Below are 14437 nucleotides of genomic sequence, written 5' to 3'. Positions count from 1 at the left end.
CACCGTTGCATCGCGTCAAGCGCGATCAGGAAGATCTCGCGTCTTGACTTTCCGCCACGTTACGGCTTTCCCCGAAATCATGTCGTTTCCATTTCATGCAAGGGAATGCTCGCGCGGGATGTGAGCGCGAGAATCGCCACTGCCATGAGACTCGTCAGCGCACAGGCGAGAATCGGGGCGGTGTAGCTGTGCGTGAGATCGAACGCGAACCCCGCGACACTCGGACCGATAAGCGTGCCGAACGCCACGCTCGTATAGAGAATGCCGATTAGCGCGCTGACATTCTTTCCGCCAAAGCTGTCCATCACGACCGCGGGAAGAAGCGCGACATAGCCTCCGTAAAAAACACCAAAGACCAACGAGAACAATCCAAGCGTCCAGACATTCTTGGACAGTATCCAGATGACCATCGAACCCGCTATCCCGGCGAACATCACAAGGATCGTCATCAAGCGCTCCATCTTGTCCGCGATCCCACCGAGGATGAACCGTCCTCCGGTACTTCCAATCCCGACGACTCCGAGCAGAAGCGCAGCGGTGGAAGGAGCGATACCGTGGTCGAGTGCGAACGGCACCAGATGAACGAATGGGACGAACAAGCCGAACGAGCCTATAAGGCAGGCGATGTATAAGCCGATAAACCGCCGGGAGGTCACTGCGGTACGAATGGAAACACCTGATGCGGGGCGCCGTTCGGACCTATCGGCAATGGCATCGCCGTCTGGCGCCTGGCCTCGCTCTTGCGGATCGTTTGCCAGAAGTAACGCAAATCCTCCCCCGACGACGGCGGCCAGAATGCCGAGCACGAAATACGCGTGACGCCAGCCTATCGAGCTGACCAGAAACGTGGCCAACGGCGGCATGACGAGCGTACCGATTCCAATCCCGCTCACCGCGAGTCCTGACGCGAGTCCTCGACGGCGCACAAACCATCGTTGGACCGCACCCAGCACGGGCACATACGACAGGCCCACGCCTAGTCCGATCCCCAGGCTGTAGGCGGCATAAACGCCCGTCAGGCTTTGCGCCAATCCGGCGAGGATCAGACCGGCACCGGTCACCAGCATGCCGAGAAAGGCAAGCATTCGCGCGCCAAAACGATCAGCAAGCGGACCACTGAAGATGCCGAACCCGAAGTACAGAAATCCTGCAAGTGAAAAGACCAGCGATACCGATCCTCGGGATGCGTGGAAATCGTGTTCGAGCGAGCCGATAAAGGCGCCGAATGTGTAGGCGCTTCCGAACCCGACGAGCGTGACCGCAAAGGCGCCCAGGACGACGTACCATCCGTAGAAAGGGGTAACGATACGCTCTGCGTCATGCGACATATCGATTTTTCGATGTGGCTTTAAGGCATTCATCTGCACCCTGACAGCGTGTCTGAAGCGGCACGAGACGTTGGCGCCTCGTACCGTGATTCGTGGATATACATCATGGATTCTGACTCCGCATGTCTCCGATCCCCCGGTTATCTTCCGCTAACCAGGCCCTTTAGAAACGTCGTACTAGAAAAACTTTTCTCTGGAAATTCCGCATCCGCCGTCGGACGCAAGGGTCATTCAATGGTTGTCTGCGGATGCCTCGGCCCGTGTTCGTCATCGAAGCGTACGGTAAGGAGGCACTTTGCGCGTATCAATCGTGGTCTGATCGATCACGCGTTCAGCATCCGGCACCTCGCGTATCGCGTCAAAAAAGCGCTTCTGAGGAAAGCTGTTCGTCACGCATCCCTGCACCAAAATTCAGCGTTCGTACACGGTCACCCAGAGCGTACTGTTTTTCCACCCGGGCAGAATCGTGCTAAGCCATTGCAGTCTTCGGCGGGTGCTTTCGGCGATCTCTCCGTCGTACTCGAAGGCGTTAGGCAACCTGCATCGACCTTCGATCCAACAATGATTCCCGTGCTCGATACGGTGATGCGACTCCCCCATCCACTCCTGTTCGCTGACTCTCGGTCCGGCCGGTTCGGGGCAAGCCGGAAGCGCATTGGAAATCTGGAAGAACGGGTCATGCCCCCAGTTCTGAATACTCTCCTGAGCATGAGTCGCTCCTGTGCAGACGCACAGTGCGTGAATCATCACCATGCGGTTTGCCCACCTCATGCGTATTCACCTCAACGATATCGGAGAACGCGTCTCGTCGCACATGTACCTATCGCGGAGCATCTTCCGGCTTGACCCTCCGCGATCCCATGCCTTACATCTGCCTCAGTTTTCGTCATGTCCGCGAGCTTGTAATCATAATCCTGATTCGGATTTGCGCAGCATTTGATGGCGGAGCCCGGGCACATTGTTCGCAGGCTTCAGGGACCGGTCGACGAGAAGCACGCTGTGACCGTATGCTGTATATTCATACAAGTACCGGCCTAAAGCGAGGTCGCGACAGGCGGATGTGCTTCGATATTCAGGGACGCAAGATTGTGCTTCAGCAAGAGCTCTTCGGTTCGACTCCCGTGACGATCGCCGCGGACGGAGACGGCGGAATCCGGTATTTGCCCGGCTGTATTGAGTCATCCCTTGCGAATTGCTGGTTCGAATTCTTGCTGAAGAACTGCGCCTGGGGCGCTTACCGTCGAACGATGTACGACCGGGAAGTTGCGGTCCCAAGGCTGATTTCAGGTTACATGAAGGACGCTGAAAAACTTCCCTGACCACTGGCGGACGCCTTCGGCTTGATGCGCTCACTGGTCGACGCTCCGTTCAATCATGTGAGCCTGAATCTGTATCGGGACGAGAACGACAGCGTGGCGCCGCACGGTGACAGTGTCGCCAGACTCGTCGAGGGCCAACCGATCGGCATCTTGTCGCTCGGTGAGGCGCGTCGCATGTCGATTCGGACGCGGCGAGAGCCCGCGCACGCCAGGAACTTGCAACTCGAACCCGGAAGTGTGCTCATCATGAGCTACGAATCACAGCTGACGCATGAGCACGGGATCCCGAAGCAGACGCGGAGATGTGGCCCCAGGATCAGTCTGGCATTTCGTTGCTATCGCGACTTGCAAATGCCCGCTGGATGACTTGGCGTTGACCGATTGCTACGCCGTGCGAGTCGCATAAATGACGCAGGCGCCGTTCGGGTCTGTTCATGACCCGGTCGTGCTAGACGTGTCTTTCGAAGGCCGTCACGCCTTCAACGAAGCCCGCCAGTACAGCGCCCGGAAACGGGCTGTCGAAGCCTAAATAACCTTCCAGGAACTCCTTCAAAACGTCATTCTCGATGTCGGAGGGCTCGCAGCCTTGCCACGCTGCGACGATCAGATCGAGGCACTCGACCGGCTCGCTGGCACGCTCGACGAGAACGCCAGATCGACCGAGATCTGCGATGCGTCTGATCTGATCGGCATTCGCGACCGCGAGCGCATAGGTTGCTCCGAGTGCGCGGCCTTTCATTCGCCGTGCGTTGAGGACTCTCTCTGTCTCACGCTCAAGCATGTCGATTGTGAGCATCTCAATCAATGTTCCCATGTCTCGCTCCGCGAAGTTGCATCGGGCCCCGTCCGTTGCACCGTGAACCCGTCGCCTCGTGCTGCACACTGAGCAGCGCTAGTTCTGTTGAGTGCAGCCGGGCCAAATCCAAGAGACCGCTTCCGAACGCCAGTCTGGAAACGCACGGACAATCCGTGTGTGGTCCACAGGACTCGAACGGATTCAATGCGTCTGCCGGCTGCCTCCATGCGCGCGGGCAACCGGATGGCGCGCTGCATCGCGTCGTCCAGGCCCGGACTGCCGTCTCGATCCTGATTTCTCTGCTCGAATCGAACTTCATCGATGGATCGGATACCGGCCTGCGTCAAACAATCCCTCAGATAGGCGGACTGGTGATCGATTCCGAAATGAGGAGCCGCCGACCGCTCCACTCTCTCAATCGAAGTCAGAAACAGCGTCGCTTGCTTGTTGTGATAGGGTCCGCCACAGCCGAAGTCGGGAATCAGCCCGACCATTACGCCGGGTTGATAGATAACACCAAGGTATTCTTTGAGACGATACGGCACCCCTGCATCCCAGGCTGGTGCGGCAATGACATATCGATCTGCCGAGCGGACACGGTTTGCGATCGAAACGATCGAATCCCACGCTGTTTGCTCGAATTTGCCGCCTTGCCGTTCGCCAAGACCGCGGGCTTTCGCGGACCCGGTCTCGCCTTGCACGGTAGGGAGCGCCTCTTGCCAAAGATCGAGCCTGTCGATCTGGAGTTCAAGATCGAATTCCCTCAATGCATCGACATAAGTATCGGCGAGTAACGCAGACGCGCGATCGCTTGTGGATGACGCAACAAGAAGCAACTTGTTCACTCGTATCTCCAGATATCGAAGGGGAGCACGCTTGTCGCCAGTTTCAAACGACCACTGCACAGGCGCGCCACCCTGAAAATCTGTCCAAGCTTGAACGAAGCCGATGCGGCCCAGTCCCGGACTCATGCACTCGCAAATGTGCAGCATCCGGCCTGGTGGCATTAGGCCGAGTTCTTGAAGCCGATGCAATTGCACGAAGGTATCGAGTCAACGCGCTCGCCGGTCTCGTCTCGCGTTGCGAACAGTCAGGGCGGCTCGCAGATCGCACTTCCGTGGCGATCCCAAGCCATGAACGACCGTGCTCGTTTGCTGTGCCCGACATTCGCTGCGAACGATACCTTAGTGCAATTGCGCCCAGACCGGAGGCTTGGCCTAATCGCATCAGGTGGTCGCCCCATCTTCTGCCTCCACACGACTGTGCCCTACCGCCGGACTACCGGCGGGACGACTCGACCTCCGGGCCCGATCAACCAGCGTCGGCACACTGGCTTGTCGATGGCCCATGACAAAAAATCTTGACAATTTAGCGAAGACCTCTTAACTTTCTCATTTAGCGAAGTGTTCTTCGCTAAATGGCCAAACGAAGGCGACGCTCGATTGGCCGTACCGCACGGAACGCTTTCGATTCGATTTCGTTTAGTAGCGGACAGGTGCGCCTCTCAGTCGAATCTGTCTAGAAGCTGTCTCTGCCCGACTTTCTTTAACTGCCTGTTTAACGGTTGACCTTGAATCTCTTGAGGACCTCGTCATGTTCACATTCACGCATCGCAATCCGGAAATGCAGCTCGACCGACACCACACCGCCTTGGTGCTCGCGGACATCCAGAATGATTTCCTCACCGAAGGCGGCAGCTATTACCCGATGATCGAGCACAGCCTGAGGGAGCACAAGGTGCCCGATCACATCGAAGAGTTGCTCCGGGCCGCAAAAGAGTATGGCTTTCCGGTTATTCATTCGCCGCATTACTACTTCCCAACGGATCTTCAATGGGTAGCGCCTGGCGGGGCCATTTCGCATTACCTTGCCACCGAGATCAATTTCGTCGGTCGCAAGGATCCGGTGGACCTGGAGGGCTTCGCGGGATCGGGCGCCGACTACCCCGAGCGTTTCAAGAAGTACCTGATGGACGGCAAGACCGCGAATACGTCGCCGCACAAGGGTGCGTCGGCTCGGACCAACGACGTCATCAAGCAACTCCGGATGCGGCGCATCGAAAAGGTGATCATGGCGGGGCCGGTGGCGAACATCTGCCTGGAAGGGCATATGCGGGACATCATCGAGGAAGGCATGGAAGTCGCGATGGTTCGGGACGCCGTATCCGGCGGCCGAAATGATGAAGGCGACGCCTATCTCGGAGCGATGGTCAATTATCGATATCTGGCTAACGCCCTCTGGACCACCGAAGAGGCTGTCAAACGCATGAAGGCGGTTGCGACGGCCGACGTGGCCTGAGCAATACGAGGCACGATCAATCACGCATGCGAGGAAGAAATCATGTTTCTAAAGAGTAAGCGCGCCATCGTCACGGGCGCCAGTCGCGGAATCGGGACTGCCATCGCACGAAAGCTGGCAAGCGAAGGTGCGGATGTCGTCATTACCTACGAGAAGAGCGCGCAGAAAGCGGGCGAACTCGTACAGGAACTTCGCTCTTTCGGCGTCAGGGCAACCGCGATCCAGGCAAACAGTGCTAACCCCGATGACATCGTGCGTTCGATTTCCGAAGCGCGGGAATTCCTGGGCGGCATCGACGTTCTGGTCAACAACGCGGGGATCATTCGGGTGGGACCGCTGGAATCGATGCCGCTTCAAGATATCGACGCGATGCTTGGGGTGAATATTCGTGGTCCCATTCTGACCACGCAAGCCGTCATTCCTCATCTCGGTCGCGGTGGGCGAATCATCACGATCGGCAGCTTCTTTGCCAACAATGTCTATTGGCCTGGCCTGACCGTCTACTCCACATCGAAGTCGGCACTCACGTCGTTCACACGAGGCCTGTCCCGAGAGTTGGGGGCGCGCGACATCACGGTCAACCTGATTCAACCCGGCGCAATCGATACGGACATGAATCCCGCAAGCGGCGATTTTGCTGCTGTAACGAAGCCGATGATTCCGTCCGCGCAGTACGGCAAGGGCGACGACATCGCCAATGCGGTGGCGTTTCTGGCCAGCGAACAAGCCAGCTATATCAACGGCGCCACGCTGACAGTAGACGGCGGATTGACCGCTTAAGCAGGCGGCAAGCCAAGCCCTTGCAAACGGACCGAAGGCGACCCCGACCGAAAAAAGGCTCGACGGGGTTCGGTCCGAATCTGCTGGCCCGGAGCAAAAGGCCGACTGCAACTCAAGCATCAGCAGCAATTCGAACTTCCAACTCAAGGGATTTCCGGTGTCAGCTTCCGCAACTTATCAGGATCCGAAGACCTTGCCGAAATCCTCGTGGCTCGGTGTCATGGCGATCGCACTCGGGGCGTTCGCCCTGGTCGTGATGGAGTTCCTCCCCGTCGGATTGCTGCCTGGCGTTATCAAGGGATTCAGCATTTCCGAGGGAACGGCGGGCCTGATGGTCACGTCGACCGCAGCACTCGGATTCATTGCGGCGCCAGTCACGGCGCTCTCTGTCGGGCGACTCGATCGTCGGATTGTTCTTCTCGTACTCACCGGCATCGTCGTCGCTTCGGGGGTGGTGTCGGCGGCGGCTCCAACTTATCCTGTTCTGGTGGCAGCACGGATTATCCTGGGCATCGGCGTCGGCGGATTCTGGTCGATTTCAATCACTGCAGCGGCCCGGCTGGTCTCCAAGGATGAAGTACATAAAGCCTCATCGCTCGTCTTTTCGGGTATTTCCGTCGCATCTGTCGTGGGCGTTCCTTTGGGATCGTATATTTCGTCGCACTACGACTGGCGCGTTGCCTTCGTTGTTGCAACTGCGCTCGCGGCAGGGGTCTTCCTTCTCCAGTTGTTTACGCTGCCAAAGATAGAGATGGAGCAGGGTGCGAAGCTTCGCGATTTCGTCGGATTGCTGAAGTCGAGAAGAATTGTCGTGATCTATCTTGCGATCATCTTTATGGTTGCCGGACATTTCTCGGGCTACACCTTCGTTGCGCCCTATCTCCGGCAACTCAGCGGCTTCGACTCGAACGCGGTCAGCGGGCTGCTGCTGGCTTTCGGCATTCTGGCGGTGGCCGGAAATTTCCTTGGTGGCGCGCTTGCGGGCCGCAATCTTCACGCCACCGTCTACGGCAATGTGATCTTGTTCCTTGCGTCTTTGATTGGCGTAGCCGCATTCCCTCAGCACATCACGATCGTGATCGTAAGTCTGCTTGCGTGGGCGGTCTCCTGGGGCATGGCGCCGGTTGGCACCCAGCTCTGGCTTTTCAGCGCGACACAACATGCCCCCGAGGCGGCACAAAGCCTGAACACGTCAGTGTTTCAGCTATCGATTACCGTGGGTTCGCTCATCGGAGGCGTGGTGGTGGATCATCTCAACCTGCGCGCCTCCACATGGACGGGCGCGGCGATCCTCATTCTGGCAGCCATCATGGTCACCATAGCGGGACGTCTGGATTCGGTGAAGGCCGAAGCCCGTTGACAGCACTGTTTGATACAGACCGGGCGTGCCCGAACGTCCGTGTCTGACGGTCAGAAACCTAGGCTTGCACGGAAACTTTGCGCGCTTTGCGAACTGCCGGAGCTTTCGCCAATTCCTGGCCAACCTGGCGCGTGGGCCGATATGCAAGACGCTCGCGAACAACCTCGACGACATGCGCGGAGAGCGCCGCGTTGGTTACCAGACGCGATACGGAAATCGCGCCGATGATGGCCGACATCATGAAAAGCGCGTCTGCCTCGGCATCCGCGCTACCATCGGTTGAATGCAACGCGAACTCGATCAGTCGCTCCAATCCGTTGGAAACGCCCTGGCGCGTCACTTCCGCCTCTCGCGCCAGTTCGCTGCCCATCTGAACCACAGGGCATCCGCCCAGCGTGCCGTTTCGATATTCAGAGTTGAGATAGTTCTGGAGATACTTCGCAAATGCGCGCGGTCCGGCTTTCATCGCCGTATGTGCGGCCTCGACGAAAACTTCCATGCTCGAGGAACTCGCCTCGGCGACCAGTTCCTCTTTAGAGGAGAAGTGCCGATAGAACGCGCTATGCGTCAATCCGGCGGCAACCATGATCTCGCCCACGCCGGTCGCGCCGATGCCGCGCTCCTTGAACATCCTCGACGCGGTTTCGACGATGTGCTTACGAGTCTCGGCCTTCTCTGCCTTTGACTTTCTCATGAGGTACTCCTTCCAACTCGAAGCTGATTCAAGTGCTCTGAGGGTACCACAGATTAGAGAACATTTCTAAACTAAAAAGTCAACTTGCGAGGTTGGGAGATTCAAATGACTATGGTGAGCAAGGGCGGAAATTCCCGGCACCGGTTGAGGGCGATTGTGCCGGATTGAACTGATCCGACCGACGACATGACAGCCCGCTCCTGCTAGAGCTCGCTTTGCATGTGTCTGAGAAAGGCGCGAACCGTCACCTCGTTTCTCTTGAAGAAAACGGATTGGCTGATCTTTCGCGTAGTGACCAGGCCCGCTCGCTGCAGCACAGCCAAATGCGCGGAAACCGTGGACTGTGCAAGTCCACAACGCTTGTCGATGGTCGATGCCGAGACACCCAACTCGGTAGCAAGCGCTTGATTGCCAAAGTGCGCCTCGGGTTCCTTCAGCCAACTCAGGATCTGTCGTCGCACTGGATTTGCCAGCGCTTTGCAAATCGACTCGACGTGCGCCTTTTCCATGAGATTTAACCGCAACCAGAAGTCCTGTGCCATTGCCGGCGGAAGATCGGACTGCACGTGCGCATGCAGAACGAATTTGTCCTTTTGTGGATTATACTCAGAATCCCGACGATATTGCGTGGTCGGGCATACTCGACGGTTCCGTGCGCATGCGTTTCCATCTGTCCGATGTGGCCCGAGCCTGCATCATCCCGACCCGACTCCACGTGCCGATGGCGGTTCGGCATTCAGTGCCAGCTGCTGTCGCTCATGCAAAACAGTGTGAATCTGCGAGACGACTGCCGCACCCTCTCCGACCCCGGCGGCTACCCGTTTCGTGGATCCTGCGCGGACATCGCCGATGGCGAAGACACCTTCGACGCTCGTTTCCAATATTTGATCGTTATCGTCCAGGCGCCGGTGCGCGCGTGATCCGGTGAGAACGAAACCCTTGTCATCGGTCGTAACGCCGCAGCCCTTCAGCCAGTCGGTATTGGGAACGGCCCCGGTGAACATGAACAGATGCTTCACCTCGAAGGAGATATTTCCGTTGCGAGACCGGCACGAAACCGTTCGCAACCCAACCTCGTCTCCGCCGAGACATGTAACCTCGGTCTCGACATGAAGGGTGACGTTGGGCAGTCGCCGAATCCGGTCGATGAGATAGCGAGACATGCTTTTCTCCAGGCCGCCCGACCGAACCAGCAGATGAACGTGATTGGCGTGAGACGCGAGAAACACGACGCCCTGACCCGCCGAATTGCCGCCCCCAATGACGACGACGTCCGCGCCCTTGCATAGCTTGGCTTCGACAGGCGATGTGCCGTAGAAGACACCTCGTCCAATGAATCGGTCCAGATCCTGAAGATCCGGCCTTCTATACGTTGCACCGGAAGCAATGACCATCGTATGTCCCTTGACGATCGTCTTGTCCCCCAGTTCGATGGCGATAGGCGTTCGGTCGCAATGCAGGTAGTCGACCTGCGAAGGAATGCTGATGTGGACGCCGAATTTCTGCGCCTGCACGAAAGCCCTGCCAGTGAGCGCCTGGCCCGTGATGCCGGTCGGGAAACCAAGGTAATTCTCTATACGTGCGCTGGCGCTTGCCTGCCCACCGGGTCCTCTACTATCGAAGATGGCGACGGACAATCCCTCGGAGGCGGCATACACGGCGGCCGCCAGTCCCGCAGGCCCGGCGCCTACGATCAGCACGTCGTAGACGGACTCCTCGTCGAATCGGGGCAGCCATCCGAGCCTCGTTGCCACCTGGTTTTCATCGGGTGCGCGCAGAACGGTGCCATCGGGGCAGATCACGATCGGAAAATCGGCCTTTGACGCCGATATACGCTCCAGCAGACCGACTGTAATTGGATCGAGGCGCGCATCGATAACCGTATGCGGATAGGCGTTGCGCTGAAGCAGCCTTTGCAGAGAAATCATGCGGGCATCGGCGGTGTCGCCCACCAGGACCGGCCCGCTTCCGTTCTCAATCAACCCGGCCCGCCGGATGATCAATGCCCGGGTAATCTTTTCGCCGATCTCCGCTTCCGTGACGAGAAGGCTACGCAATTCCGCAGGTGCAATGACTATTCCTTCCGTGTCTTCGATTGCGACGCCGTCTCCGAGACAAGGGTGGCCGAACAACTGGGCTATCTCCCCCAGAAAATGGCCCGCATGTTGTTCGATGACGCGGTGTACACGGCCTATCGCATCGCCTCTCGAAACTCGCACCAGCCCTTTGAGGATGATGATCAAGCCCGGACTCGGGTGACCCATCCTGAACAACTCTTCTCCCGCGCTCCATCTGGCTTCCGAGCCGAATGCACGCGCCCGATCCACCTCTCGCGTCGACAAGGTCGGAAACATTTGATGCAATCGGCTCGACAGTGGCGAGAATGCGGCGTCGGATTCGATCGCCTCGATCTCCGCGGCACTATGCTGCGAGATGATGTTGGAGACGTCACCCCGAAGGCGCAGAGACATTGCGGCGGCCTCTTCCAGCGTTGCCGGCAGCGGGGAGGTCGCTTCATCACGACCGGGGAGCCATCGCTGATTAGCCATTCGTCCTCTCAGGGCAGGCGGCATCGCACGGTCAAGTCGCTCGCCGCCATGTCGACCTGCAACGATTCGAGAAAAGCATAGTATGAACTCAAACGCTCAGCCTGTATCTCAGGACGACAATATCATCAGTCTTTTAAACTAAATTCAAAAATAGCATCCTGAACAAGAATTTAATTTCAACCGCGCCGATGCTCCACGGGCCATCTGGATTTCACATATACTCCACGGCATATCAACCCATATCTGAACGGCGGGCAAAAGCATGGATGCTGTAATCGCAGGGTACATTCGAACTCCCTTTACCTTCGCTCGAAAGGGCGCGCTCCGGGAGGTTCGTCCTGACGACCTCGCCGCCGTGGCCATCTCGGCCCTGCTGAAGCAAACGGATATCGACCCCGCTCTCGTCGAAGATGTCCTGATGGGCTGCGCATATCCCGAGGGTGCTCAAGGGAACAATATCGCCCGCATCGCCGCCCTCCTGGCCGGCCTTCCAATCGAAACCGCCGGTGCGACGATCAACCGGTTTTGCGGGTCGTCGATGTATGCGATTCACATGGCAGCAGGACAGATTGCCATCGGTTCGGGCGAGGTCTTCATCATCGCCGGCGTGGAGAGCATGTCCATGGTTCCTCAGGGCGGTTTGAATTTCCTGCCCAATCCGCGCTTCGCCAGTCTCGACAAGCCAGACGCGGAAGTTCCGATTCACGCCTACACGACGATGGGAACAACCGCAGAAAACGTGGCAGCGCGTTTTGGCGTTTCCCGCGAAGACCAGGAACGCTTCGCGTACGAATCACACATGAAGGCTGCGGCTGCATTCGAATCCGGACGGCTCGCGTCCGAAATCGCTCCCGTGGTGCTGAACGACGGAACCATCGTCAGCAACGACGGCTGCATTCGTTCTCAGACCTCGCTGGAAGCGCTATCGAAGCTGAAGCCGGCGTTCGGGGAGAATGGAACGGTTACGGCAGGCACGGCCTCGCCGCTGACCGACGGCGCCGCCGCCCTTCTGGTCACCTCGGAAGACTTTGCGCGCAGACACAATCTCAAGGTGACAGCACGCGTGAGGTCGTCGGCGGTGGCGGGCGTGTCGCCCGAAATCATGGGCATGGGCCCCGTACCCGCTACGCGCAAGGCACTGACTCGCGCCGGCATTTCGATCGACGAAGTCGACGTTATTGAGATCAATGAAGCGTTCAGCAGCCAGGCTCTGGCGTGCATGCGTGAACTTCGATTCGACCCATCCAAGGTCAACCTGGACGGCGGGGCGCTGGCGTTGGGACATCCTCTGGGCGCGAGCGGAGCACGAATTACCGCAAAGGCCGCTCAGATACTGTCACGCGAGAAGAAGAAAATAGCCCTCGCCACGCAGTGCATCGGTGGCGGCCAGGGCATCGCAACCGTGCTTGAGGCTCTGTAGCAGGTTTCGTCGAGGCCGTGGTTATCCGCGGCCTCGACACGCGAAGAAATGCTCGGAGCGTGGCTCGATAAATCGAGCGTGTCGTTTGCGCTCCAACCAGGCCTTGCCGTCCAAGGTGCATGAGCGTCCTAGACCCGGTTCGTGAGCGCTAAGCGCCCTCACCTTCCTCTTCGGAGACGAATGAATGCAGCGGCTCACCGCGCATTCGGCCCGGCCCTGTGGGTTCACGTTTCGAGCCTGATGGTTCTTCGGCGCACTTGAATTCGCCAGCGGCCGTTCCTCGATCTTTCGTCGATCGGATCGCCACGCCATTACGCGCATCGACGATCTCGATGGCAGCATTTTCACCCTGGAAAAGCCACTTATCGCCCCAGTTCGTGAGCGCGACCAGCACCGGCCGAAGGTCCATCCCCTTGGGAGTGAGTCGGTACCCGCATGTGTTCGCGCGTTCCTTGAGTGGAAATCGTTCGAGCACGCCAATTTCGATCATGCGCTCCAGCCGAGAACTCAGAACATTTCGCGCAATACCAAGACAACTCTGCAATTCGTCGAATCGCGCCTTTCCCCGCTCGCACTGCAGGACAATCAGGAGCGTCCACCACTCCCCTACCTCGTCCAGCGCCCGGGCGGCGGAGCTGTCGATGCCATCGAGCCGTTTTCTGTACATGATGGAATCGATACTACCGTAAGTTTCCCGTCGCAACTTACCCGGTTTTTGGGGAACAGCTTCCTGACTCCGATCGGTAGTGTGACGCAACCATTTATCTTATAGTTTTTTCACGAAACGCAATGCGCGCTAAAGCCTCAGGCAATGATCGAGTGGATGCAGATGCATCCGGACAGGTCGAGAGGCTTCGGAAGTTCATGGTCGCGGGCGCAAGCGCGCGCTCGATGAGCGCTATGCATGCTTCGAAGCGATACCTTCGTCTAATTGGAAAGCGCGTGTGGATGTGGCGTAATTCATGTCATCTGCTTGCGCGGACCTCTCCTCAAACTGGATTATTGGTGAAATCCGAAACGATGCCTCCAAAACACGGCGAAAGGTAGGTAGAGGCTTGTACAGACGCGTGATGGACGTCGTCGACAACAATAAAAACACGACCATTCTTCAGGTCATCACCGATCTTCGTTCTGATGACCCGTGGCACATGGCAAGGCATTGCTTCGATCCGGCAGTGCTCGCATCGACAACGGTCTCGGCCATCACATGGGAGTTGATATGTCACCGATGAGAGCAGTCTTCTCCGCGTCGCCATCCTTTGAATCCGTGCACGCCTGGCCATCCGGCGCAATCGGCCAGAGTCCGACTACGCGCCGCTTGGTTTCGTCGAGGATGCGCCCGGCGAGTTCGGGGTCATCGACGATCCGCGAGATGGTAAGCGCGCCGAGCATCGCCGAGAAAGCGAACATTGCAGAGCCTTCATCCGACTCGCCGACCGACGCCATCACACCGATCAGCTCGCAGTATCCACGGGTTGCCGCGCGTCGGGTTTCGATGTCAGCTCGAACCAGTTCACTGCCCATGGCGATCAAGGGACACTCGATCAAGGTGTTCCTGCGATTCTTGTCCCAAAGGTAGGCTTCGAAATGGTCAATGAACGCTTGCTCGCCCGCTTGCGCGGACGCATCGATGGCATCGATGGTCGACTCGATCCCGGCGGCACAGGCCTCTGCTATCAGGTGTTCCTTGGAGGCGAAGTGGCGATAGAAGCCGCCCGGAGTCAGACCGGCGGCCGACATGATTTCCGCCACGCCCGTGGCATGAATGCCGTTGCTTCTGAACGCGAGCGCCGCCGCGCGCACGATGCGCTGACGTGTCTGCGCCGTTTCAGACTTGGATTTCCTCATACGCTTACTCCTGGATGTTCCAACGAAAACGTCTTTCGCCGGAAG

At 58.2% G+C, this 14437-nt stretch carries 13 protein-coding genes and 1 pseudogene; 5 read left to right on the top strand and 9 right to left on the bottom strand.

All coding sequences use genetic code 11. The features are described 5' to 3' along the window. Positions 1–77: 77 nt before the first annotated feature. Together BRPE64_RS30775 and BRPE64_RS33860 are read right to left on the bottom strand one after the other, a co-directional pair. The gene (locus BRPE64_RS30775) at positions 78–1328 is read right to left on the bottom strand and encodes an MFS transporter (RefSeq protein WP_044044037.1); all 1251 of its coding nucleotides are present in this window, start codon (positions 1326–1328) and stop codon (positions 78–80) included. 267 nt (positions 1329–1595) lie between these two features. Next, positions 1596–2099: pseudogene (locus BRPE64_RS33860) on the bottom strand (BON domain-containing protein). Between the two features lie 572 nt (positions 2100–2671). On the opposite strand from BRPE64_RS33860, the gene BRPE64_RS34020 reads away from it, so the two are divergent. Beyond that, positions 2672–3013 (top strand): alpha-ketoglutarate-dependent dioxygenase AlkB, encoded by a 342-nt coding sequence (locus BRPE64_RS34020; protein WP_016355584.1) that lies wholly within the window; start codon positions 2672–2674, stop codon positions 3011–3013. 82 nt (positions 3014–3095) lie between these two features. On the opposite strand, the gene BRPE64_RS30760 is transcribed toward BRPE64_RS34020, so the two are convergent. Both BRPE64_RS30760 and BRPE64_RS32040 read right to left on the bottom strand, forming a co-directional pair. Beyond that, complete coding sequence (locus BRPE64_RS30760; protein ID WP_016355583.1) at positions 3096–3461, bottom strand: hypothetical protein; 366 nt, start codon at positions 3459–3461, stop codon at positions 3096–3098. Then, positions 3449–4288, bottom strand: a complete 840-nt coding sequence (locus BRPE64_RS32040; protein ID WP_160167953.1) for an NAD(P)H-dependent oxidoreductase — start codon at positions 4286–4288, stop codon at positions 3449–3451. The genes BRPE64_RS30760 and BRPE64_RS32040 overlap by 13 nt, the downstream gene beginning before the upstream one ends. Positions 4289–5036: 748 nt before the next feature. Here BRPE64_RS32040 and BRPE64_RS30750 point away from each other — a divergent pair. The 3 genes from BRPE64_RS30750 to BRPE64_RS30740 all read left to right on the top strand — a co-directional run bounded on the left by BRPE64_RS30750 (position 5037) and on the right by BRPE64_RS30740 (position 7881). Continuing rightward, a complete protein-coding gene (locus BRPE64_RS30750) occupies positions 5037–5741 on the top strand; it encodes an isochorismatase family protein (protein ID WP_016355581.1) in 705 nt (234 codons plus the stop codon). A gap of 42 nt (positions 5742–5783) precedes the next feature. After that, positions 5784–6521 carry a 3-oxoacyl-ACP reductase family protein gene (locus BRPE64_RS30745; RefSeq protein ID WP_016355580.1) on the top strand — a complete coding sequence of 246 codons (738 nt, stop codon included), beginning with the start codon at positions 5784–5786 and terminating at the stop codon, positions 6519–6521. 157 nt (positions 6522–6678) lie between these two features. Further along, positions 6679–7881 carry an MFS transporter gene (locus tag BRPE64_RS30740; RefSeq protein WP_016355579.1) on the top strand — a complete coding sequence of 401 codons (1203 nt, stop codon included), beginning with the start codon at positions 6679–6681 and terminating at the stop codon, positions 7879–7881. Positions 7882–7939: 58 nt separating this feature from the next. Here BRPE64_RS30740 and BRPE64_RS30735 read toward each other — a convergent pair whose 3' ends face one another. The 3 genes from BRPE64_RS30735 to BRPE64_RS30725 all read right to left on the bottom strand — a co-directional run bounded on the left by BRPE64_RS30735 (position 7940) and on the right by BRPE64_RS30725 (position 11124). After that, positions 7940–8575, bottom strand: coding sequence for a TetR/AcrR family transcriptional regulator (locus tag BRPE64_RS30735; RefSeq protein WP_016355578.1), 636 nt, complete (start codon positions 8573–8575; stop codon positions 7940–7942). Between the two features lie 203 nt (positions 8576–8778). Further along, on the bottom strand, positions 8779–9084 hold the full coding sequence (locus BRPE64_RS30730) for an ArsR/SmtB family transcription factor (RefSeq protein ID WP_044044289.1): 306 nt from the start codon (positions 9082–9084) through the stop codon (positions 8779–8781). Positions 9085–9270: 186 nt separating this feature from the next. After that, entirely contained in the window at positions 9271–11124 is a 1854-nt protein-coding gene (locus tag BRPE64_RS30725; RefSeq protein ID WP_016355576.1) for an FAD-dependent oxidoreductase, read from the bottom strand. A gap of 262 nt (positions 11125–11386) precedes the next feature. On the opposite strand from BRPE64_RS30725, the gene BRPE64_RS30720 reads away from it, so the two are divergent. After that, positions 11387–12544 carry a thiolase family protein gene (locus BRPE64_RS30720; protein WP_016355575.1) on the top strand — a complete coding sequence of 386 codons (1158 nt, stop codon included), beginning with the start codon at positions 11387–11389 and terminating at the stop codon, positions 12542–12544. 148 nt (positions 12545–12692) lie between these two features. Here BRPE64_RS30720 and BRPE64_RS32155 read toward each other — a convergent pair whose 3' ends face one another. Next, positions 12693–13211: a winged helix-turn-helix transcriptional regulator gene (locus BRPE64_RS32155; protein WP_016355574.1), complete on the bottom strand. Its 519-nt coding sequence runs from the start codon at positions 13209–13211 to the stop codon at positions 12693–12695. 536 nt (positions 13212–13747) lie between these two features. After that, positions 13748–14392: a TetR/AcrR family transcriptional regulator gene (locus BRPE64_RS30710; protein WP_016355572.1), complete on the bottom strand. Its 645-nt coding sequence runs from the start codon at positions 14390–14392 to the stop codon at positions 13748–13750. Positions 14393–14437: the final 45 nt, after the last annotated feature.

This window comes from Caballeronia insecticola (genome assembly GCF_000402035.1).
GTDB lineage: Bacteria > Pseudomonadota > Gammaproteobacteria > Burkholderiales > Burkholderiaceae > Caballeronia > Caballeronia insecticola.
Note: the sequence above shows the minus strand (reverse complement) of the source record. Positions and strands in the feature narration are given on the sequence as shown.